This window comes from Sorangium sp. So ce406, assembly GCF_051474675.1.
GTDB classification, from domain to species: domain Bacteria; phylum Myxococcota_A; class Polyangia; order Polyangiales; family Polyangiaceae; genus Sorangium; species Sorangium cellulosum_G.
Window position 1 is genome coordinate 7,876,477 of the sequence record NZ_CP150340.1, and the last position, 21,114, is coordinate 7,897,590.

The 21,114-nt window shown below is 71.7% G+C and carries 19 protein-coding genes; 9 read left to right on the forward strand and 10 right to left on the reverse strand.

The window, feature by feature from the left end:
- The first annotated feature begins 590 nt into the window (after positions 1-590).
- Complete coding sequence (locus tag WME96_RS29230) at positions 591-1,427, forward strand: hypothetical protein (protein WP_437284875.1); 837 nt, start codon at positions 591-593, stop codon at positions 1,425-1,427.
- 104 nt (positions 1,428-1,531) lie between these two features.
- On the opposite strand, the gene holA is transcribed toward WME96_RS29230, so the two are convergent.
- Both holA and WME96_RS29240 read right to left on the reverse strand, forming a co-directional pair.
- The gene (gene holA / locus WME96_RS29235; protein WP_437284876.1) at positions 1,532-2,590 is read right to left on the reverse strand and encodes a DNA polymerase III subunit delta; all 1,059 of its coding nucleotides are present in this window, start codon (positions 2,588-2,590) and stop codon (positions 1,532-1,534) included.
- A gap of 95 nt (positions 2,591-2,685) precedes the next feature.
- Positions 2,686-3,192: a hypothetical protein gene (locus WME96_RS29240; protein ID WP_437284877.1), complete on the reverse strand. Its 507-nt coding sequence runs from the start codon at positions 3,190-3,192 to the stop codon at positions 2,686-2,688.
- 165 nt (positions 3,193-3,357) lie between these two features.
- Between WME96_RS29240 and WME96_RS29245 the strand changes: the two genes are divergently transcribed.
- The gene (locus tag WME96_RS29245; RefSeq protein WP_437284878.1) at positions 3,358-4,620 is read left to right on the forward strand and encodes an SLC13 family permease; all 1,263 of its coding nucleotides are present in this window, start codon (positions 3,358-3,360) and stop codon (positions 4,618-4,620) included.
- Positions 4,621-4,665: 45 nt separating this feature from the next.
- Here WME96_RS29245 and WME96_RS29250 read toward each other — a convergent pair whose 3' ends face one another.
- Positions 4,666-4,863: a hypothetical protein gene (locus WME96_RS29250; protein ID WP_437284879.1), complete on the reverse strand. Its 198-nt coding sequence runs from the start codon at positions 4,861-4,863 to the stop codon at positions 4,666-4,668.
- Positions 4,864-5,153: 290 nt separating this feature from the next.
- Here WME96_RS29250 and WME96_RS29255 point away from each other — a divergent pair, with 290 nt between their 5' ends.
- The gene (locus WME96_RS29255; RefSeq protein WP_437284880.1) at positions 5,154-5,915 is read left to right on the forward strand and encodes an SDR family oxidoreductase; all 762 of its coding nucleotides are present in this window, start codon (positions 5,154-5,156) and stop codon (positions 5,913-5,915) included.
- A gap of 111 nt (positions 5,916-6,026) precedes the next feature.
- On the opposite strand, the gene WME96_RS29260 is transcribed toward WME96_RS29255, so the two are convergent.
- Positions 6,027-6,869: a CPBP family glutamic-type intramembrane protease gene (locus tag WME96_RS29260; protein WP_437284881.1), complete on the reverse strand. Its 843-nt coding sequence runs from the start codon at positions 6,867-6,869 to the stop codon at positions 6,027-6,029.
- Positions 6,870-7,055: 186 nt separating this feature from the next.
- On the opposite strand from WME96_RS29260, the gene WME96_RS29265 reads away from it, so the two are divergent.
- Entirely contained in the window at positions 7,056-7,841 is a 786-nt protein-coding gene (locus WME96_RS29265; protein WP_437284882.1) for a hypothetical protein, read from the forward strand.
- Positions 7,842-7,893: 52 nt separating this feature from the next.
- Here WME96_RS29265 and WME96_RS29270 read toward each other — a convergent pair whose 3' ends face one another.
- Positions 7,894-9,108, reverse strand: coding sequence for an NAD(P)H-dependent flavin oxidoreductase (locus WME96_RS29270; protein ID WP_437284883.1), 1,215 nt, complete (start codon positions 9,106-9,108; stop codon positions 7,894-7,896).
- Between the two features lie 176 nt (positions 9,109-9,284).
- On the opposite strand from WME96_RS29270, the gene WME96_RS29275 reads away from it, so the two are divergent.
- Entirely contained in the window at positions 9,285-10,073 is a 789-nt protein-coding gene (locus WME96_RS29275; protein WP_437284884.1) for a hypothetical protein, read from the forward strand.
- Positions 10,074-10,158: 85 nt separating this feature from the next.
- On the opposite strand, the gene WME96_RS29280 is transcribed toward WME96_RS29275, so the two are convergent.
- From WME96_RS29280 to WME96_RS29300, 5 genes are all read right to left on the reverse strand, one after another.
- Positions 10,159-11,109, reverse strand: coding sequence for an OmpA family protein (locus WME96_RS29280; protein ID WP_437284885.1), 951 nt, complete (start codon positions 11,107-11,109; stop codon positions 10,159-10,161).
- 17 nt (positions 11,110-11,126) lie between these two features.
- Positions 11,127-11,459: a DUF4398 domain-containing protein gene (locus WME96_RS29285; RefSeq protein WP_437284886.1), complete on the reverse strand. Its 333-nt coding sequence runs from the start codon at positions 11,457-11,459 to the stop codon at positions 11,127-11,129.
- 200 nt (positions 11,460-11,659) lie between these two features.
- Positions 11,660-13,600 carry a DEAD/DEAH box helicase gene (locus tag WME96_RS29290; protein WP_437284887.1) on the reverse strand — a complete coding sequence of 647 codons (1,941 nt, stop codon included), beginning with the start codon at positions 13,598-13,600 and terminating at the stop codon, positions 11,660-11,662.
- A 214-nt stretch (positions 13,601-13,814) separates the two neighbouring features.
- Positions 13,815-15,695, reverse strand: coding sequence for a glycoside hydrolase family 9 protein (locus WME96_RS29295; RefSeq protein WP_437284888.1), 1,881 nt, complete (start codon positions 15,693-15,695; stop codon positions 13,815-13,817).
- 461 nt (positions 15,696-16,156) lie between these two features.
- Positions 16,157-17,056 carry a 1,4-dihydroxy-2-naphthoyl-CoA synthase gene (locus tag WME96_RS29300; protein WP_437284889.1) on the reverse strand — a complete coding sequence of 300 codons (900 nt, stop codon included), beginning with the start codon at positions 17,054-17,056 and terminating at the stop codon, positions 16,157-16,159.
- A 339-nt stretch (positions 17,057-17,395) separates the two neighbouring features.
- Here WME96_RS29300 and WME96_RS29305 point away from each other — a divergent pair, with 339 nt between their 5' ends.
- The 4 genes from WME96_RS29305 to WME96_RS29320 all read left to right on the forward strand — a co-directional run bounded on the left by WME96_RS29305 (position 17,396) and on the right by WME96_RS29320 (position 21,040).
- On the forward strand, positions 17,396-18,574 hold the full coding sequence (locus tag WME96_RS29305; protein ID WP_437284890.1) for a PAS domain S-box protein: 1,179 nt from the start codon (positions 17,396-17,398) through the stop codon (positions 18,572-18,574).
- Between the two features lie 196 nt (positions 18,575-18,770).
- A complete protein-coding gene (locus tag WME96_RS29310; protein ID WP_437284891.1) occupies positions 18,771-19,787 on the forward strand; it encodes a fibrinogen-like YCDxxxxGGGW domain-containing protein in 1,017 nt (338 codons plus the stop codon).
- 69 nt (positions 19,788-19,856) lie between these two features.
- The gene (locus WME96_RS29315; RefSeq protein ID WP_437284892.1) at positions 19,857-20,378 is read left to right on the forward strand and encodes a hypothetical protein; all 522 of its coding nucleotides are present in this window, start codon (positions 19,857-19,859) and stop codon (positions 20,376-20,378) included.
- 26 nt (positions 20,379-20,404) lie between these two features.
- Entirely contained in the window at positions 20,405-21,040 is a 636-nt protein-coding gene (locus WME96_RS29320; protein ID WP_437284893.1) for a hypothetical protein, read from the forward strand.
- The last annotated feature ends 74 nt before the right edge of the window (positions 21,041-21,114 follow it).

A 21,114-nucleotide genomic window follows, 5' to 3' on the forward strand; every position in this document is an offset into this window, starting at 1 on the left:
GGACCAGGGCAAAGGCCGCACAACGCCGGGCCTGACCCGAGGCAGCCGTACGCGGGCAACGCGCCTGCCCAGAGGCCACCGCAGCACCCATCAGGACGACCGCCGGTGCAGTACGAGGCGAGGCAGCGACCACAGCAGCAGGGGCCAGACCATCGGTCGGCCCAGCATGCGACGGCGCAACGGCCCGCGCAGCACCAGGCCGCGCAAAGGCCGCAGCACCACGAGGCGCCGCACAGGCCGCAGCACCACGAGGCGCCGCACAGGCCGCAGCGCCACGAGGCGCCGCACAGGCCTCAACAGCACCAGGCGATGCAAGGGGAGCCGCAGCAAGGGGAGCCGCAGCACGGGGAGCCGCAGGAGGCGTCGCGGCCACGCCGCCGTGTCGTCATCTCGGTGAGCACCAGCGATCGGCGTTCGGGCACGCGCCGGAACCCCTGATAGGTCCCGCGTGGGGTCGCCCGCGGGCCGGAGCAGCGCTGGTGCCGTGTCGGCAGCGTGTTACCATGGCTCCCATGCTCCTCTCGCGGTCCCGAGCTCCGCATGCCGACCTGGCCGGCGCTCCGGTTCACGTCATGAGACGCGGCCTTGTCGTGATCGTCTCCATCGCAGTCGCCGCGTGCAGCCCGCGCGTGCCGCTGGAAGGAGAGGCCACCCCCGCCCCCCCCGACTCGCCCGGGACGGCGCTGACCGCCGCTCGGCTGACCCTCGGCGCATGCGGCGTCTTCGATGAGGGGAAGGGGAAGGTCACCGTGGTTCTCAACGACGACGGCCTCTGTGTGGCCAACAGCTGGGTTTCCGCCGAGGAGTGTCATTTTTACGACGACATCGAGGTCGACATCGATGGAGTGCGGATCCCGCAAGTGGCCTCCGGCGGCTGGAAGTTCGCCTCGGACTTCGGCTGGGGATGCAGCTATCCCGCATTCGAGCTCGACCCCGTGAAGGAGCTCGCGTCGAGCGGCGGCCCCCAGCGGCTGACGGTCCGGATCGGCGGTGAACCCATGACAGCCGTCGCGGTAGACTGGTTCGTCGAACGCCGCCTGCGTCTACCGGCCGGCGTCATCGTGGGAGGAACGGAAGCACTGGTCCTCATCGAGCCGGGAGTCGACGTGGATCCCGCAGATCCCTGGTATGACCCGACCCAGGGCTTCTATTTCACCTACGACGAACGAGAGCTGAACCGCGCGTGGTGCAGGGCCAAGAATGGCTGGGATGGCTACGACTCCAGCCTGGCGGAGGCGGCCCCGGAGGTGCCGGGCGGCACCGAATTTCTCGTCCCCATCCCCGAGGGCATGCCCGTGGGCACCGGCACGCTCGGCACCACCGATTTCTACCAGCGCGTGAAGGTCTCGGACTGTCCGTTTGCCGAGTGCAGGGTCAACATCACCCGCGGGGCCCAGGCGACAGGGATCCAGGCCGTCCAGCCGTGAAGGACGGCAGACCGGGCTAGCCCGCTCACAATCGATCGCGTTGGGGCGGCGCCGTCCCCGCCGCCGAGTACGCCTGCGGAAACGACGACACCGGAGCCAGCCGCTCAGCGCGAGCACATCTCGATCAGCATCGTCTCCAGCACCGCCTGCGCCGGGCGGCGGCTGCTCTTCAGGGCGAGGTCGGTCTCGGCGAGCATGCGCATCCAGCCGGCGAGCGCGCCCTTCGGGAGCTGGCGGACCGACTGCGCCACGTCGTTCGCCTTGAACGGCGCCACCCCGGCGCGCTGGGCGGCCTCGGCCTGGCTCGCGCCCGCGGCGAGCGCCGACTCGAACTTCACCATCTGCCGGACCGACCACGACACCGCCCCGAGCAGGCGCAGCCCGCCGTCGCGCGGGTCGTACGCGTCGGCGAGCGCCGCGAGCGCGCGGTCGAGGCGCCGCCTCCCGAGCGCGTCGATGAGCTCCCAGACGGTGCTCTGCCGGACGCGGATGACCACCTGCGCGATCGCGTCCTCGGTGATCGGCTGCTTCGGCCCCACGTACAGCGAGAGCCGCTCGATCGCGTCGACGACGTAGCCGAGCTCGGGCCCGGCGAGCTCGGCGAGCTGCTCGGCCACGTCGCCCGCGATCGGGTTGCCCTTCTCGCGGGCCATGGTCGTGATGAAGCCGGGCAGCGCGCGGCGGTTCAACGGCTCGCACGCGACGAGGAAGTCGCCCTTCTTCGCGGCGGTGACGATCCGGCGCTGGCCGTGGAGCTTCGGCGCGACGAGGACGAGGACCGCGCTCGGCGACGGCGCCTTGGCGTACTCCGCGAGCGCGTCGAGCGGGCTGAGCTGCTTCGACACGCCCCGCTTGCCGCCCGCGCCGCCCGCGCCGCGCTCGTCTTCCCCGTCGCCGTCGTCGCTGTCGTCCTTCTTCTCCCACCGGTCGACGCCGCGGACGAGCACGAAGCGGCGCGGGCCCATCATCGGGAGCATGCGGGCGGCGCCGAGGATCGACTCGATCGACGCGTCGCCCGCGGTGAACTTGTCCTCGTTGAAGCCGGCGATCCCCCCCTTGGCCGCCGCCTCCCGGATCGCGCTCACCACGCGATCGACCAGCCAGCGCTCCTCGCCGAGCACCACGTAGACCGGGCGGAGCGCGCCGGTTGTCGCTTCCTTCAAGGCTTGGTCGGGCGTCACCGCTCCGGCATCGGGCGTTCAGGCGGGTGCGTCAAGGGCGACGCGCTCGCGCCCGGCCCGACGAGCCCGGGCCTCCGTCACGGCAGCGAGAACGGGACGTCCACGCGCACGTTCGCGCCCGGCGGCGCGATCTCGACCGGCGGCAGCGCGCCGACCAGGCACGCGGTGACCTCGGGCCGCGCTGTCTCGCGGTCCTCGATGAGGCCGCGCGCGATCTGCCGGCCCTGCGCGTCGAACGTGATGTTGAAGACGTACTTCACCGCGCGCGGCTCGGGCTGCGCCGCGATCGCCGGCTCGTAGCAGCGCGCCACGATCGCCGGCCGGTGCGCGTCGAGCGCGCGCGCCGCCTGCCGCGCGATCTCGTCGCGCGGCACGCTCGGCGCCCTCGGCGGCGCCGTCGCGCCCGCGCGCTGCGCCGGCGGCGCGGAGGCCGCCGGCCCGGCCTGGAGCGCCTCCGCCCCGTCGACGGCGCGCGCGTCCGGGGCGACGGCGGCCGGGCCGTGGCGGAGGCCGAGGTAGACCGCGGCGGCGATCATGGCGCTGCCGAGGAGGATCGCGGTGGGGGTCGAGAGCTGCCTGCCCATGCCTTGGCGTTCCCGCGGAGCCCGGGAGCTCCGCCCCCGCGCCGGTCCACGGCCGTCGCTGCTTAGCCGGAATGCGCGCCGGCGGCGAGGCGCCTCCGCGTCCGCCCGCCTCGGCGCCGCGGCCCCGTTTGACAGCCGCGCGCCGGATCGCTCTGATGCCGCGCCGTGTGGTCCGTCCTCCTTGTTTTCGCGGCGACGTACGTGCTCATCGCGGCGCGGCGCCTGGCGATCCTGCCCATCGGGCGCCCTGCCGGCGCGCTCGCCGGCGCGTGCGCCATGGTCCTCCTGAGCGTGCTCGACCCCGGCGCCGGCCTGACCCCGCACGAGGCGTTCGCGGCGATCGAGCCGAACACCATCGGCCTCCTGCTCGGGATGATGCTGCTCGCGGCGTCGCTCGAGATGGCCGGCGTCTTCGAGCGCGCCGCCGCGTGGGTCGCGCGGCGGCGCCTGTCGCCGGTCCGCCTCCTCTACCTCGTCACGCTCGGCTCCGGGCTCGCCTCCGCGGTGCTGCTGAACGACTCGGTCTGCGTGATGCTCGCGCCGCTCGTCGACCGGACCGCCCGGCGCGCGGGGCTCGATCGCGTGCCGTACCTCCTCGCGCTCGCGATGGGCGCCAACGCCGGCAGCGCGCTCACGCTCGCGGGCAACCCGCAGAACATGCTCGTCGGCCACCTCTCCGGCATCTCGTACCGCGCGTACCTGCTGGAGGCCGGCCCGGCGGCGCTGGTCGGGCTCGCCGTCACGGCCGTGACGCTGCACCTCCTGCTCCGCCGCCGGCTCGCGGCGCGCGCCCTCCCCCACGAGCCTGCGCCGGCGCCCGAGCCCGCGCCGGCGTCGTCGCAGGGCGCGCGGCCGAGCGCCCTCGCGCCGCTCGTCTGCGTCGCGGTCGTCTCGGTCCTCTTCGTGCTCGGCGCCAACCTCGCGTGGACGGCGATCGGCGGCGCGACCGCGGCCATCCTGCTGCACCGGCGCGACGCGAACGTCCTGTTCGAGCGGGTCTCGTGGACGGTGCTCGTGTTCTTCGGCGCCCTCTTCATCGTCGTGGCGGGGCTGCAGAAGACCGGCATGCCCGAGCAGGCGCTGCGTGCGGCGAGCCCCTTCCTGCCCGCGGGGCCGACGATGGGCGTCCTCGGGTTGAGCATCGCGATGCTCGTCGGCTGTCAGATCGTCTCGAACGTCCCGTTCATCCTGCTCGCGGAGTCGTACATCCAGAGCCAGCCCGATCCGCACCTCGCCTGGATCGCGACGGCCCTGGTCTCCACCCTCGCGGGCAACCTCACCCTGCTCGGCTCGGTGGCGAACATCATCGTCGTCGAGACCGTGGGCGCCGAGCGCGAGATCGGCTTTCGCTCCTACGCCCGGGTGGGCGTCCCGGTGACGCTCGCGTCGACCGCCGCCGCGCTCCTCTGGCTCCTGCTCGTGCGCTGAGCCGCGCGCTGATCCGGCCGTCGCGCGCCGGACGCACCGTGTCGATCAGAGCTGCGCCTGCTCGCGCGCACGGGGGCGCTCATGCCGCGCCGCGGCGCGTCCGGGCAGCCGCCGCTGCGGCGGCCTGCGCCGCCCGTCGATCCACGCGTGGATCACGGTGATGCCCACGGCGGCGCAGAAAGCAGGGGCCACGACGAGCATCACGAGAGGTCGCAGGGCCTGAGGAACGACACGCGTTTTCATGTGATCCAGCATACGCCCATCAGCGCGGGTGGAGTAGCGCGGTGCGTTGAAATAGCGTCGCTCCGGAGGGACGAGCAGGCCTGTGCCCGACGTCATTGAAGAACGGCAGACGGAAAAATCTTGTATTGCTGTATCACAGTGTCTACACCTGCCGTGACCGCGCTCGACCCTCTGCGCGCGCGGCCCGCAGCGCCGCGCGGGAGCGAGGCTCCCGGAGGCGCGCCGGAGCGGCCGATCTCCCGCGCAGAGGCGAGCGAACCGCGGTCACCCATCTCCTGGAGAGGCCCTGAATGGCGCACGATCTATCGAAACGAGTCGCCCTTGTCACTGGCGCTTCCCGCGGCCTCGGCGCGGCCATCGCGCGCAAGCTCGCGGGGTCCGGCGCGCGGGTGGCGGTCAATTACTTCGGCGGGCGCGAGGGAGCGACGCGCGTGGTCGAGGACATCCGCCGGAGCGGTGGCGAGGCTGAGGCGTTCCAGGCCGACGTGCGCGACGAGCGGGACGTCGTCCGCCTCGTAGGCGAGGTGCGGGCGCGCTTCGGCCCCGTCGAGGTGCTCGTGCTCAACGCGACGGGCCCGCAGCCGTACGTGAAGCTCGAGGAGCTGACCTGGCGTCACTGCCTCGACCAGCTCGAGTTCTTCGTGAAGAGCCCGGTCCTCCTCTCGCAGGCGGTCGTGCCCGAGATGAAGGAGCGCCGCGCGGGGCGGATCATCCACATCGGCTCCGAGGTGTTCGAGCAGGGCGTCCCCGAGTTCTCGAACTACGTGTCGGCGAAGGGGGCGCAGCTCGGCCTAACGCGCTCGTGGGCGCAGGAGCTCGGCCCGTGGGGGATCACGGTCAACCTGGTCGCGCCCGGGTGGATCCCGGTCGAGCGCCACGCCAGCGAGGGCCTGACCGACGCCCACAAGCAGTCCTACGCGGCGGGCAACCCGCTCCGGCGCATGGGGACGCCGGACGAGATCGGCGACGCCGTCGCGTTCCTCGCGTCCGACGCCGCCAGGTTCATCACGGGCCAGAAGCTGTCCGTGAACGGCGGCAGGACCCTGGCCTGACGTCCACCCCCGACCTCCCGCCGCGGCGTTTCCCCCGCTCCGCGCGGGCGCCGTCGACCTCGCCCTCCGCGGCCCGCGCGCCCCTCGATGCCGCTGCGTGCCTGTCCGAGCTCACAAGAGCCCCTGGTGAGAGAGGGAGAGCAGGTCCATCGACGTCGCGACCGCGACGTGGATCGCGCACCCGCCCCAGATGGAATCGCTCTTCAGGCTCACCGTGCCGAGGATGAACCCGGCGAGCACCGAGCCGAGGGTCTCGGGCAGCGGCTTGCCGAAATGGATCATCGTGTAAGGCACCATCATGACGAAGATGGATGAATAGCCGAGCGCGCGGCGGATCCCGTGGATGAAGAAGCCGCGGTAGAAGAACTCCAGCGCGACGAACTGCGCGGCGTAGAGGGCCTCCCACCCCCAGAACCACGGCCACAGGTCCTCGCCCCGCGCGAGCTTGTAATAAGGGTACTTCGCCTGGAAGGCCGGCGAGAGCGACGCGACGTACAGCACGGGCGCCATCACCGCGAAGAAGAAGGCATAGATGGACATGTGCCGCGCCGTCCCGCGGACGCGCAGGCCGAGGCTCCGGATCGGCGCGCGCAGCACGAGGCGGGCGACGAGGAGGGTCGGGACCAGATAGCCGGTGAGGCGGCCGACCGCCCAGACGATCCGCTGGTGAAACCGGCGGTCCGGAGAGGTGTTCAGCGCGTCGTGGAGCCGCGCCGCGACGTCATCGAGGCCCACGGCGCGCAGGCCCTGGACCATCCACCGCGTGTCGTTCTCGTTGCCGGCGAAGCGGACGAAGATGAGCACGCCGATCACCGTGAGAAACACGCTCGCGATGCGGCGGCTGACCTCGCCCGGCGGCGTGGTGCTCCGGTAAAGCGCGGCCTCGGCGTCGAGCCGGTCGCGCAGGTCGATCACGTATTCCTGCCAGATCCCTCGGAAAAAGCGTCCGATCACGCGCCGTGCTTATCACCGCGGCCGGCCGCAGCACAACGCGGAAGCCCGGCGGCCGTCCCGCCGTCGATCGTCCGACAACATAATTCACGACCGTCGCGGTACGGCGAACGCGGCCGTAACGGCTCCGGGTATGCGTTTTGCAATCAGCTTTGCAATCACGCGAGCCCCCGGAGCAGTAGACAGGCCATGAAAACGATTCAGCAGCACCTCGTGCACCACCAGACGCGCTTCAGCGACCACCCGTTCTTCGCCCGACTCGAGGCCGATCCGCCCCTCGCCGAGCTCGCGCCGTTCCCGCTGTGTTTGACGTTCTTCGTGATGACGTACCAGGACATCCTGCGCGTCTGCGACGAGCGCGTGTGGGATCCGGAGTACATGCGGATGGTGCACCGCCATCGCCTGAAGGACGCCGGTCGCGACCGCTGGTTCCTCGACGATCTGGTGGTGCTCGGCATCGAGCCCCCCACGCCGGCGCAGCTCTTCGGCCAGCCTCACCACGCCGCGCGCGACGCAAGCTTTGCGCTCGTCGCGGAGGCGTTCAGGATGCGCCACGACGCGAGCCAGCTCGCATTGCTGCTGGCGCTCGATTCGGCGGGGCACGTCTTCTTCGATCGCGTCGCGCGCTACCTGGAGCGCATCGGCGAGCGGCGCCTGCGCTACTTCTCCCGGACGCACCTCGACATGGGAAAGGCGCACGGCGTCCTCGGGGAGGACACCGACGCTCGCCTCGAGTCCATGGTCCTCGACCCGGAGGCGCGGGCGGAGGCGCTACAGCTCGTCGACCGGTGCTACCGCGAGCTCCACGGGATGTTCGACGAGCTCGAGGCGCAGATCGCCGATGCCGCGGCGCGCGCCGGGCTCCCGGCGTCAAGGCGAGAGCCGGCGAGAGGCGCCGGCGTCCAGAGCGTGAGGGCGCACGCCCTGCGCCCGTTCGCACGGCGTGCGGCGCGGGACGACGTCCACCGCCCCTGACCGAGGCTCTCCTCTTCCTGTTCCTGCCAGAGTCCGACGCGTCGTCGTCGGACTACCTGGCCGCCTCGATCGCCTCGGCGCTGCGCACCTGGCCGCCGAGCAGGTCGAGGATCGCCTGCGCCTCGCCCATCATCTCCGTCACGATCTCGGCCGCGGGCTTGACGCTCTTGACGGTCACGACGCTCTCGGAGCCGGCGGGCATGTCCATCTCCTCGAGATCGCCCACCGTGTCCGGCGTGGGGACGATGGCGCTGAACTTGGGCATCACATAAGGGATGTCCAGGACTCCGGGGAACAGCACGGTCGTGCCGATGGTGGCGGGCGGGGGCGGCGGCACCGGGATCCTCGACTCCTTCCCGGCCCACTGCCTGACGACGCGGTTGCGCAGGACGCGCTGGCGCTGATCCGGAAACTCCGGGCCGAAGAAGGTCTGTATCGCCGTGGCCCCGGCGCCCGCCGCCACGAGGCGAGCCTTGTAATCGGGGTGGGCGTAGGCCTCGGTGGACGCGACGAAGCGCGTGCCGGCGACCACGCCGTCGGCGCCGTGATAGAGCGCCTTGAGGACGCTGACGCCGTCCGCGATGCCCCCCGCCGCGAGGAGCAGCGCAGGGTTCACGTGCCTGCGGATCTCGCGCACGAGGTCCCTGCTCGTCAGCGTGGCCCGGGCGTGGCCGCCTGCCTGAGACCCCTGCGCGATGATCCCGTCCGCGCCGACCGCGATCGCGGCGCGCGCCGCCGCCACCGAGCCCACCTGGACCCAGACCCTGGCCCCCGCCGCGTGGAGCGCGTCGACCCAGGCGACCTCGGGCGCGTTCCAGTGGAAGACCACGAGCTCTACCGCCTCGGCGATACAGACGTCGATATGCTCCTGCGTGACGAAGGAGCCCCCAGGCCCCGTCTCGACGATGAAATTCACGCCGAACAGGTTCGACGTGAGCGCCCTGGTGGCTCGAATGCGCGCCTGCACCACGGGCGGCGGCTCGGTCGACGAGCCCAGCACGCCGATCCCACCCGCGTTGGAGACCGCGGCCACGAGCGGAGGCAGGCTGACGAACGCCATGCCGGCGCTGGCGAGCGGGTATCGAACACCGTAATCCGTCGTGAGCCGGGTCGTGAGCGAGAGCCGCAATGCGGCGCTCGACTGGCCCGACAACCGCTCGTCCTCCTCCCACGCCGCGCCGGCCGGCCCGCACCCCGCGCCGATCGACAGCGTGAGCCCACCGAGCCCCAGGAGGTCGAGAAACGTACGCCGATCGAGTTTGTGCACTGCTTCCCTCGCACTCTTCGTCTTGGTCATGTTGCGCTCCCACCCCTGCCCTCACCCGCTGGCAACAGCTTACAGCAAACCTCGCTCTGGACGGCATGGCAGCTTACCGAATTGGCCATTTTTCGGTATACGGTTTGCATCAATTTGCGGCTTTCGGAGAAGACCAGGCCATGAAAATGATCCAAGAACACATCCTGCGCCATCAGGCACGCTTCACCGGTCACCCGTTCTTCGCCCGCCTCGAGAAGAACCCGCCCATCGAGCAGCTCGCGCCCTTTCCGCTCTGCTTGACGTTCTTCGTGATGACATTCCAGGAGATCCTGCGCATCAGCGACGAGCGCGCGACCGATCCGGAATACAAGCGCATGATCCATTGCCACCGCCTCGAGGACGCGGGGCACGACCGCTGGTTCGTCGCGGATCTGAAGGCGCTCGGCATCGAGCTGCCCACGGCGGCGGAGCTGTTCGCGCAGCCTCATGACGCCGCGCGGAGCGCGAGCTTCGCGCTGATGTCGGAGGCGTTCACCGCGCGCCACGACGCCAGTCAGCTCACCCTGCTCCTGACGCTCGAATCCGCGGGACACGTGTTCTTCGAGCGCTTCGCGCGCTACCTCGAGCGCACCGGCGAGCGGCGCCGCCTGCGTTACTTCTCCCAGACACACCTCGACGTCGAGAAGGCCCATGACGTCTTCGAGGAATGCAACGACGCTCGTATCGAGACCCTCGAGCTCGACGACGAGGCGCAGAGAGAGGCGCTGCAGCTCGTCGAGCGGTGCTACCGCCAGCTCACCGCGATGTTCGACGCCTTCGAGGCGCAGATCGCGGCCGGCGCGGCGCGCGCCGAGCCTGCGCCGTCGAGGCCCCGGTCGGCCAGGGGCGCGGCGATCCACGCCGGCAGCGCGCCCGCCCCGAGGCCCTTCGCGCGGCGCGCCCCCTCGGGTGACGACGCGCGCCGCCCGCGGTGACGGCGGCGCGGACGGGCTCGCGCCGGGCCGCGCTGCAGCCTTCCCGGGCCGCCACCCCGACGGGGCGCGCGGCCCGGGGCGCGCATCACTGCGCGCTGGTGGGGTTGACGATGATCTCGACGCGCCGGTTGTTGGCGCGGCCCTCGACGCTCGCGTTGTCCGCCACCGGGCGGTCCGGCCCGTGGCCGACGGTCGTGATCTTGTCGGCGGGGAGCCCCACGCTGATGAGGTGGTTCTTCACGGCGTCGGCGCGATCGAGCGAGAGCTTGCGGTTCGCCTGGGCGGAGCCGGTCGAGTCGGTGTGCCCCTCGATCCGGAGCGGCGGCGACCCCTGGTCCTTCAGGGTGGTCGCGACCTGGTTGAGCTTCTCCTTGGCGATCGGCAGGAGCTCGGACTTGCCCGAGGCGAACAGGACGGCGCCGGAGAGCGTGATGACCACGCCGCGCTTCTCCTCCTTCACCGCGGCGATCTCCTTCAGGCTCGCGAGCGCCGCGTTCGCGACGCGCTCGGCCTCCCGCCGCGCCGCCTCGGCCTCCTTGCGGGCCTTCTCGGCCTCGGTGCGCGCGCTCTCGGCCTGGAGCCGCCCGCTCTCGGCCTGGGCGCGCGCCTGGCGCTCGCGCTCGATCTGCTGCTGGTTCGTCTGCAGCGCCTCCTTCGCGGTGGCGAGCTGCTCGTGCGAGAGCTCCTTGAAGTTCTGCTCGGCCTCGGCCTTGTCGCGCTGCGCCTGCTCGAGCGCCGCCGCCGCCTCGGCCTCCCGCGCCTTGCGGTCGGCGATGTAGGCGAGGTCGCGCGCCTGCTGCGACTCGGGCTCCTCGTTGAAGGCCCCCTCGGCGCGGGAGAGCGCCTGCTTCGCCGTGTCGAGCTGGGCGGGCGCGAGGCTCGCCGCCGGGCCCTGGGCCGCGCGCTTGTAGCTCGTGCGGGCCTCGACGAGCTCCTTCGGCGGCATCGCCGCGCTGCACCCCGACGCCGCGTAGAGCGCCGCGCACAGCGCGAGGGACCGGGCCGGCAAGGACAGGTTCTTCATTCCAGAAGCCATCACCTTCACCTCTCGCTTCACTTGACCCCCGCCTGCTGCAGCTGCTCGACCTGCTTCAGCGCGTCCTCCGCCTGGGCCTGCGTGGCGCGCGCCTTCGCGATCGCCAGCGCGAGCTCGGCGTCCGCCTCGGCGCGCTCGAGGAGCGGCAGGGCGGCCTCGTTCTCGCCGGCCTGCATGAGCTGCCTGGCCTGCTCGATCTGCTCGTTGGCGAGCTTCAGGTGGAGGGTGGCCTGCGGGTCGGTCCCGGCGCCCACCTCGTCGGCCGCGCGAATCGCGGCCTGCGACGCGGCGAGCTGGTCGTTCGGCGGGGGCACGCTGCCGCCGCATCCGACGAGGGCAAGACCGAGCAATGCTGCGAGCACTGCGGCCGGGCTCGCAAGACGGCGTGTGGCTGGCTTGTTGTTCGGGCTTCGGTTCACCCGTCCCTTGTACAACACCTGAGGTCGTCAAGAAATCAGGAAACCCCTGCCTTTCAAGGCAATTATCCCCGTAGCGCGCGGGACCGCGCTCGCGGCGCGGCCGCGCGCGCGCGGCGCGGCTGGTCTTCCGGCTAGTCGATGCGCATCGAGCTCGCGCGGACGATGCGGATCCGCGCGTCGCGCGCGTCGGGCTGGTTGACCGCGCGCGCGAAGTCGGGCGCCGCGGGGGAGGCCACCTCGACGACGGACGCGGTGCTGCCGATCCGGATCGCGCCGATCTGCTGGCTCGACACGCCGCCGCGGCGGCACACGAGGGCGAGCAGGCGCCGGGGATCGGCGCCGTGGCGCTCCCCCCAGTTGACCTGGAAGGGCACGAACGGGAGGCGCGGGGCGTGCTCCGCGTCGCCGCGGCGCGCGGCGCCGCCCCGAGGAGCGACGTCGCCGCGGCGAGCGGCGCCGCCGCGAGGGGCGACGTCGCCGCGGAGCGCAGCGCCGCCGAAGCGGCCGGCGTCGTCCCGGCGACCGGCGGGGCGGTACACGGCGCCGCCGTGGCGGACGGCGTCGCCGCGATGCCCGGCGGCGCGATCGCGCGGCGGCGGCTCGGACCGGGGCGGCGCGACGGCGGTGACGGGCTGCGGGGCGCAGGGGCCGGTGTGCTTCGCCCGCGCGAGGAGCGCCGCGACGAGCTCGGTGGCGTCCATGTCCGCGAGCAGGCGCGCGGCGAGCTGCATGAGCCGCGGCTCGGGCGCGGGGCCCGACCGCTCGCGCGCGCTCTCCCCGGCCGCGTCGGCCGCGTCGGCCGCGCTCGCGTCGGCCGCGTCGGCCGCGCTCGCGTCGGCCGCGTCGACCCGCCGCGCGGCGGCGAGCTCGGCCGCGAGCCGCTCGTCGGCGGCGCGCAGCACGTCGGCGGGCGACGGGGCGGGCCGGAACGTGACCTCGACGCGCGCGCGCCGGAGCAGCCTCAGCGCGTGCTCGCGCGCGAACGGCGCGACGAGCAGCACGCTCGTCCCCTTGCGGCCCGCCCGGCCGGTGCGGCCGCTCCGGTGCGTGTAGATCTCGGGGTCGCCCGGGGGATCGGCGTGGATGACGCGCCCGACCTCGGGCACGTCGATGCCGCGGGCGGCGACGTCGGTCGCGACCAGCGTGGTGATGGCGCCGGAGCGGAACGCGTCGAGCGTGCGCGTGCGCTCGCGCTGCTCGAGGTCGCCGCTCAGGGCGCCCGCGGGCAGGCCCAGCGCGGTGAGCTTGTCGGCGAGCTCGGCGGCGCCCTCGCGCGTCCGCACGAAGACGAGCGTGCGCTCGCCGGGCGCGAGGAGCAGCAGGTTCACGAGCGCCGCGTCGCGCTCGGCCGGCAGCACGAGGTGGGCGACGTGCGCGATGTCGCCGTTGGCCGCGCCGGGGCGCGTGCCCTCGACGCTCACCGCGTCGCGCTGGAAGCGATCGGCCAGCGCGCGGACGTCGCGCGAGAAGGTGGCCGAGACGAGGTGGGTCTGGCGGTCCGCGGGCATCCGGCCGGCGATCGCCTCGAGCTCGTCGCGGAAGCCGAGGTCGAGCATCTGGTCCGCCTCGTCGAGCACGAGCGCGACGACGCCGCGCGGATCGACGGTCCCGCGCTCGAGGTGGTCGAGCAGGCGGCCGGGCGTGCCGGCGATGACGAGCGGATCGCGGCGCAGCGAGCGCGCCTCCGCGCCGAAGCTGGTGCCGCCGGTGACGCAGGCGACGCGCGCGCCGAGGGGCGCGAGGAGCCAGCCGAGCTCGCCGGCGATCTGCGCGGCGAGCTCGCGCGTGGGGGCGATGATGACCGCGGCCGGGGCCGCCGTGGTCCGGGGCGCGCCCTCGGGCGAGGCCGCGGCGGCGCGCTCGGCGACGGCGCGCTCGAGGCGGGGGGCGAGCGCGAGGCCGATGGCCACGGTCTTTCCCGAGCCGGTCTGCGAGGAGACGCGGAGGTCCCGGCCGGCGAGCTCCGGCGCGAGGACGGCCTGTTGAACGGGCGTGAGGGAGGTGAAGCCGCGGCGGGCGAGCGCGCCCGCGAGCGGCGCGGGCAAGGCGTCGATCGGTGAGTCTGGATTCATGAAAGCCGCGCAACCTAGCAGAAGCTGGACGGCTGTCGCGGCCAATCGCACGCCGCGGGACGGCGCGCCGTCCCGCGGCGTGCCGTCCTGCGGCGTGCCCGAGGCTCGCCGCGGCTCGCCCCGCCGGGATGGCGGGGCCGGGCGGCGGTTCGTCTGGTCGGTCTGGTCGGTCCGTGAGGTCCGCGCGGTCCGTGTGACCGCGCGGCGCTTCACGTCACTGGCCGGTCTGGGTGGCCTTCTCGTCGAGCCAGGACACGACCCACGCGAACGGGCCGTTCCAGTTGATCGTGATCTCGTTGACCGACCACGCCTCGATGTCGTCGATATAGCACTTCTGCGGCGCGCACGCGGCGTCGATCTGCTCCATGGCGATCGGGTCCTGACGCGCGGTGTTCGGGCCGCCGGAGACCGCGCCCGGCGGGGCGGCCGGGTACTCGTCGCTGAGCTGGGCAGCCCAGAAGCGATGGTGCGGGTTCTTCAGCGGGTTCTCGCCGTAGCCGGAGACATAGGACTTGTCCATCGCGTTGCGCCCGAGGATGTAGTCCGCGCCCGACACCACGCCGTCGAGGTACTTCTGCTCGCCGGTGAAGTCGTGCGCCAGCGCCAGGACGAGCATGTTGTTGAGCACGAACGAGTTGGAGCCCCAGGGATACCCGGTCTCGTCCGCCTTGAAGGGGACCCGGTAGCCCTCCGCGCCGATGACATCGAGGTACTTGTCGGCGATGGCGGTCAGCTTCGTCCGCGCCGCCTCGCGCTCCGCCGCCGAGTGCTGGGCGTCGACCACGGCGAGCGAGATGGCGCCCAGCCCGTCGACCTGCCCCCACGTCATGGCGCTGAACGTGCCGGGCGCGCCGAGGAGCTCCTCGGTGTAGGGCGAGGCCGCGAGCTCGGCCTGGTACTTGGCGTCGCCCGTGGTGATGAAGAGCTCGGCGGCCGCCCAGTAGAACTCGTCGCTCAGCTCGCCGTCGCCGTAGGCGCCGCCGCCCACGACCTCGCCCTCGTTCGGGATGACCTCCGGGTTCGCCTTCGCCGCGTCCCACGCCCGCGTCGCGGCCTCGAGGCACGCCTCGGAGAACGCGGGATCGAGCTCGCGCCAGATGCGCGCCGCCTGCGCCGCGGAGGCGGCCACGTTGAGCGTCGCCGCGGTGCTGACCGGGCGCAGGTACCGCGGCTGCGTATCCTCGTGCGGGGCCAGCGGCAGGCCGGTCCACTCCGCGTCGTGGATCTTGTGGTGCACCATGCCCGCGTTCTCCTCGCCTTCCGGCACCTGCATCTTGAGGAAGAACTCGATCTCCCACCGGGCCTCGTCGAGGAGGTCCGGGATCTGGTTCATGTTCTCGGGGATCTTCAGCTTGCCGTCGCCGAAGTCGCCCACGGTGGACCCGAGCGCGACGAGGCGCTCGTACTGGTTCAGCAGCGTCCACGCGGAGATACCGCCGTTCACCACGTACTTGCCGTGATCGCCGGCGTCGTACCACCCGCCGGTGACGTCGAGCGTGTACGAGCAGCCGATGTCCGCGGCGCAGGGCGCCTGGTCCGGCATGTGCCCCGCCGGACGCGCGTGGTCCGGGCCCACGTACTGCTCCAGGATCTCGATGCCGGAGCGGTTATGATAGAAGTACGCGAGCGCGTCGTACTTCATCTGAGAGTAGATGGTCGGGCTCACGTCGAACGGGTGGCTCGACACGTCCCCGACGCGCAGCGTGAACCCCTGGCCGGCCGCGACGAAGTCGGTGAAGTCGATGGTGTGCACGTGCTCGCCGGAGCTCGCGTCGGTGCCCACGACGTGGGTCGCCCCCCGGGCCATCACCGTGCCGCCGGCGTCGACGAGCTCCCACTCGTGCGGCTTGTCCGCCGCGGCGACGACCGTCGCGAACTTGGCTGCGTTCGGCAGGTACCCGACCTGGTTGACGCGGATCAGCTCATCACCGGACGGCGGCACCGTCTCGATCGGCTCCTCGCCGCCGGCTCCGCCGGCTCCGCCGGCGCCGCCGGCGCCGCCCGTGCCCGACCCGCCCGTGCCCGACCCGCCCGACCCGCCCGTGCCATTCGAGGGATCGTCGTCGCCGCAGCCGACCACGGCGAGGCCGCCCACGAGCGCCAGAAGGAGCGGCCCTCCCAGAGACAGCCACGAACGCTTCCAACCAGCCGACCTTGAAGCCAAAAGCATAATCAGCATCTCCAGCTAAAGTTGACAGTCCCGCAGCAGAGACGACGCGCACGGAACCTTATGACCGCGCAACAATCGATGGAGTCGGTGTCGTTGTCAAGCGCGGATGCGGGCCGAGGGCGCGTCGAGATCTCGTGACGTCCTCGCCTCGGGTATCACGCGTTGCGGCGTCATCGAGATCATGCGTCACGACGCAGTGAACCCGCCGTACCACATCCGTCAACGACAAAATTTTACAAAATTACCAGAACATGCCGCCGCGACCGTCTCGCCTCGAGCGCCGAGTTCATCAAGATTTTTCTTTCTGATTTCGAATACTTATGCGCGATCGTCGGCCGCCCGAGGTGGGCGGCGGCGCCCGCCGGGGACCGGGCGGCGCGCCGCGATCAGTAGTGCCAGGGAAAGCGCTTGAAATCTGGACGCCGCTTCTCCAAGAATGCGTCTCGTCCCTCCTGCGCCTCCTCCGTGCCGTAGGCGAGCCGCGTCGCCTCGCCGGCGAAGAGCTGCTGTCCGACCAGCCCCTCGTCAGGCAGGTTGAAACCGTACTTCAGCATCCGCATCGCGGTGGGGCTCTTCGAGTTGATGATCGCGCCCCACCGCAGCGCCTCCTCCTCGAGCTCGGCGTGGGGGACGACGGCGTTGACCATCCCCATCGCCGCCGCCTGCTCTGCCGTGTAGTCGAGCCCGAGAAAGAATATCTCCCGCGCCTTCTTCTGCCCGACCTGCCGCGCGAGCAGCGCCGAGCCATACCCGCTGTCGAAGCTCGCGACGTCCGGGTCCGTCTGCTTGAACATCGCGTGCTCGCGGCTCGCGAGGGTCATGTCGCAGACGACATGGAGGCTGTGACCTCCGCCGGCCGCCCAGCCGGGCACCACCGCGATGACCACCTTGGGCATGAACCGGATGAGCCGCTGCACCTCGAGGATGTGGAGTCGGCCGAGCCGCGCCGGATCGGCCTGCCCCGCGCTCGCCCCCTCGTACTTGTATCCATCCTTCCCGCGGATGCGCTGGTCTCCGCCGGAGCAGAACGCCCAGCCGCCGTCCCTGGGAGAGGGCCCGTTGCCGGTGATCAGCACACAACCCACGTCCGCGGTCGTGCGCGCGTGCTCGAGCGCCGTGTACAGCTCGTCGACGGTGCGCGGGCGAAACGCGTTGCGCACCTCGGGGCGGTTGAACGCGATGCGCACGGTGCCCTGGTCCAGGGCGCGGTGGTACGTGAGATCCTCGAACGAGAACCCTTCGACCTCACGCCAGCGCGCCGGGTCGAAAATCGTAGAGACTGTCATGGTCCACTCCTTGTGGGCGCGGACCCTACCCGCCTCATGGTGGCCTGGCAACCGCGGTGACACCGACAGTGGGCGCCGACGAGAGACGCGCGCCTACCCACGGCTCCGGCCGCCCCTTTCGGTCGCGCCAGGGCGCCACGGACACCCTTGACATAAAAGTCGATCTCGTGGACAAGCGAGCTCCGACGCATCGGTGGGGTCGACCTCGCTTTGGCGGTGTGCGCCCGCGCGCTCCGGCCGGACGGCGCGGGACGGCGCTCACCTGCGTTCGGGCGGGGAACACCGGATAAGCAGACGGGCGCGACGAGGAGCGCGCGCCGTGACCGTGCAGGGGAGGACATGGGCTTGAGCCACGAAAAGCATTTCCAGGTCTCGGCAGGGCTGCTGGCCACGGCGGACGCTCGCGGCCACTTCCATGATCTGAACCCCGCCTGGGAGCGGATCCTCGGCTGGTCGCTCGACGAGCTCCGGGGCAAGCCGTTCATCGAGTTCGTCCACCCCGACGACCGCGAGGCCACGCTCGCGGCGACGGCCGAGCTCTTGCAGGGGCACACGCACGCCCGGTTCGACAACCGCTATCGGTGCAAGGACGGCTCGTACAGGTGGCTCGGCTGGGCCGCGAGCGTGGACATGGACGACGCCCCCGAGGAGCGCCTCATCTACGCCACGGCGATGGACGTGACGAGCGACCGGGAGCGGGCGGATGAGCTCGCGCGCGTGACGCACCTCGCGACGGTGTACGAGAAGCTGTTCCAGGTCTCGGTCGGCCTCCTCGTGACCCTGGACGCAAACGGGTATTTCCGCCACGCCAACCCGGCGTGGAGGCAGACCCTCGGCTGGTCTCCCGAGGAGATGACCGCCAAGCCGTTCATCGAGTTCGTCCACCCCGACGACCGCGAGGCGACGCTCGCCGAGGCCACCGCCCTGTTCCAGGGCCGCACGACGATCCGGTTCGACAACCGCTATGCGTGCAAGGACGGATCGTACAAGTGGCTCGCGTGGACCGCGCACATGGACGCGTCCGAGGAGCCGTCGCGCCGGCTCGTCTACGGCACCGCCCACGACGTCACGTCCTACAAGGAGGTGCACGGGGAGCTCGAGCGGACGCTCGCGCGGCTCCGCGACTCGATGCAGGCGATGTCGACGCCGCTCATCCCGATCACCGATCGCATCGTGGTCATGCCGCTCGTGGGCCAGATGGACTCGGAGCGGATCGGACAGGTGATGTCGGTCGCGCTCGATGGAGTCCAGTCGACGCAGGTGCAGATTGTCATCCTCGACGTGACAGGGCTCAAGGAGATCGACACGCGCGTCGCCTCCGCGCTCGTCGACACGGCGAAGGCGCTGCAGCTCCTCGGCGCAAGGACCATCCTGACCGGCATCCGGCCGGCGGTGGCGCAGACGCTCGTCGGGCTGGGGCTCGATCTGGCGGGCATCCTCACGAAGAGCACCCTCCAGAGCGCCATCACCTTCGCGCTGCAAAGCGGCCAGATCCCGGCCCACGTCCGCCCCCTGTAACGACCGCCGGCGCGCGGCGGCGAAGCCTCCCCGCCCCCCGGCGCGCGGCGGCGAAGCCTCCCCGCCCCCCGGCGCACGGGCCGGTGCACACGCCGGGGCGGCTGGTGTATAAGGCAGCGTGGCAGACGCTCGCACACGCAAAGGTCGCATCGTACTCGGCGAGGGCTCGGTCGCAGGAGCCTGCTGCGCAGCCGTCGTGTTGCTCGCCGCCGCGCCGTCCTGCTCGACCAAGGTGCGGAGGTTCGACGAGGCCAGCTCGGCCGCGAGCGCCGGCGGCGGCGGCTCGGCCGCGAGCGCCGGCGGCGGCGGCTCGGCCGCGAGCGCCGGCGGCGGCGGCGGGCGCCCCTGCGATCCTGGAAGCCAGGACGCCTGTTACGGGGGACCGCCCGGCACGCTGAACCGCGGCGCCTGTCGCGCCGGCCTGAGGGTCTGCGACGAGCAGGGCAACGAATACGGCCCGTGCGCTGGCCAGGTGCTGCCGGCGCCCGATCGCTGCGACACCGCCGAGGACGAGGACTGTGACGGCGTGGTGAACAAGGGGTGCACATACGCCCGGTGCGGGGACGTCCCCCGCGGCCTGCCGAGCGACGTCTACTCGCTCGATCCGGACGGGCCCGGCCCTGAGCCGGAGTTCGCCGCATGGTGCGATCTGGTGACGGACGGCGGCGGGTGGGCGCTCCTCTACAACAGCGTCGGGTCGGAGGCGGGAAAGACGCTGCAGTTCTGGGACATCCCTTACGCCGAGCGGCTCGGGACCAGGGGAGAGCCGGGGCTCGGTCAGAACTTCTACCGGGGCTCGCTCTACGTCGTCGGTCGAGAGTACCGCGACGAGATCGAGGATCTCGAGGGGACCGTCAAGGAGGTCATGCGCGCGAGCGCGGAGGGCATCGACCCGGAGACCATGAAGCTCCTCCGGCCCGAGCACACGACAGGGAACGCCGACATCTTCGTTGCCCATTTCATGTCGGGGTGGTCGTCCCACGATCACGACGGCGACCCGTCCCCGGGGAACTGCGCGCTCGAGCACCAGAACGTCACGCAACACTACGCGCAATGCTGGGAGTACAACCTCGGCGCGGACGCGGACGCGCCGTTCGACGACGGTGGCTGGGGTCCCCACCTCGGGACGCACATCGCGGAGCGGCTCGCGCTCGCCAGCGACGGCACCCTCCATACCCGCGTGAGGCGAATCTCCCGCTGGGCGCGGTGGTGAGCCTCGCGGCGGGCGTACCTCCGCGGATTTCGTGACACCCTCGGGCGGCGAAGGTATGCTCGCCCGGACATGCGCTTCTATGCACTGACATTGCTCATGCTCCTCGCAGGCCTCTGCCTGGCGAGCTGCTGGAACAGCGCCGCCTGCGTGGAGGGAGACGCGTGCGAGTGCTCCCAGGGAGACGAGTGTTACCTCGGCTGCGACGGTGACAATTGCAACCAGCGTTGCTTTCAGATGGATCGCTGCGGCGCCGTCTGCGAGCACGGGTGCTCGTTCGAGTGCTTCGACGTCGACGAGTGCTCGGCCTCCTGCGGAGACGACTGCGATCTCGAGTGCCACAACACCGCGTCGTGCGGGGCCATCTGCGACCGCGGCTGCCGGTACGAGTGCCACGACACCAGCCGGTGCGGCGTCATCGTCGGATCGAACAGCGTCGTGACCTGCCGTAACGTCACGACCTGCGAGGTCGAGTGCCGGGGCTCGTGCGAGGTGTTCTGCGAGAACGTGGGCGGCGAGTGCCGCGTCACCTGCCTCGACGGCGGCGCACCGGTGATGTGCCCGAACGGCTCGCGCACGTGCGGCGCATGCTGATGGAGACCGAGATCATGCAGACAGCGATGACTTCGCAGCTTCGCGCGCCGCGCCTGCTGGCCGCTGCGCTCTCGTTCGTGGCGCTGACGGTCGGGTGGGCCGGGGTCGGCGAAGCGCAGATGACGATCAAGCGCCCCGGCGACCGCCCCGATTACAAGGTCGAGCTGGAGCCGCACCTGCTCATCGCGCCGTTCGAGCCGCTGGGTCCCGGCGTCGGGGCGGGCGTCGGCGCCGGGTTCCGCGCCACCATCGACATCGCCCCGAACGGCTTCATCCAGAAACTCAACGACTCGGTCGGTATCGGCTTCGGCATCGACGGCATTCATTACGGGGGCAGAGGAAACTACCGTGGCGACTGCACGCGGTTCGAGAACGGGCCTGCGGGCACGCGCGTCTGCACCGAGGTCGACGAGTACGGGGACGCGTCGAACTACCTGTTCGGCTCGGTCGTGATGCAGTGGAACTTCTGGCTTCACCGGCGGTGGTCCGTCTTCGGCGAGCCGGGGCTCTCGCTCTACCTCGGCGACGTGGACCGACGCGTGCTCCCCGGGGTCTCGCCGGTCGTGTTCGTCGGAGGGCGCTTCCACTTCACGGAGAACGTCACGCTGACGATGCGACTCGGGTATCCCGCGTTCTCGCTGGGCGTCTCGTTCCTCCTGTGAGGCGCGTCGCCCCGCGGCGCGCACTCCCGCGCACCCGCGGCGGACGCGGGCGCCGCGCGGGTTGCCCGGGGCGC

Bases quoted from the DNA above. Each gene is read 5' to 3' on its own strand.
- WME96_RS29250 (WP_437284879.1), bottom strand. From the start codon at position 4,863: ATGAAAACGCGTGTCGTTCCTCAGGCCCTGCGACCTCTCGTGATGCTC.
- WME96_RS29255 (WP_437284880.1), top strand. From the start codon at position 5,154: ATGGCGCACGATCTATCGAAACGAGTCGCCCTTGTCACTGGCGCTTCC.
- WME96_RS29280 (WP_437284885.1), bottom strand. From the start codon at position 11,109: ATGGCTTCTGGAATGAAGAACCTGTCCTTGCCGGCCCGGTCCCTCGCG.
- WME96_RS29265 (WP_437284882.1), top strand. From the start codon at position 7,056: ATGAAAACGATTCAGCAGCACCTCGTGCACCACCAGACGCGCTTCAGC.
- WME96_RS29275 (WP_437284884.1), top strand. From the start codon at position 9,285: ATGATCCAAGAACACATCCTGCGCCATCAGGCACGCTTCACCGGTCAC.
- WME96_RS29305 (WP_437284890.1), top strand. From the start codon at position 17,396: ATGGGCTTGAGCCACGAAAAGCATTTCCAGGTCTCGGCAGGGCTGCTG.
- WME96_RS29300 (WP_437284889.1), bottom strand. From the start codon at position 17,056: ATGACAGTCTCTACGATTTTCGACCCGGCGCGCTGGCGTGAGGTCGAA.
- WME96_RS29320 (WP_437284893.1), top strand. From the start codon at position 20,405: ATGACTTCGCAGCTTCGCGCGCCGCGCCTGCTGGCCGCTGCGCTCTCG.
- WME96_RS29315 (WP_437284892.1), top strand. From the start codon at position 19,857: ATGCGCTTCTATGCACTGACATTGCTCATGCTCCTCGCAGGCCTCTGC.
- WME96_RS29290 (WP_437284887.1), bottom strand. From the start codon at position 13,600: ATGAATCCAGACTCACCGATCGACGCCTTGCCCGCGCCGCTCGCGGGC.
- WME96_RS29240 (WP_437284877.1), bottom strand. From the start codon at position 3,192: ATGGGCAGGCAGCTCTCGACCCCCACCGCGATCCTCCTCGGCAGCGCC.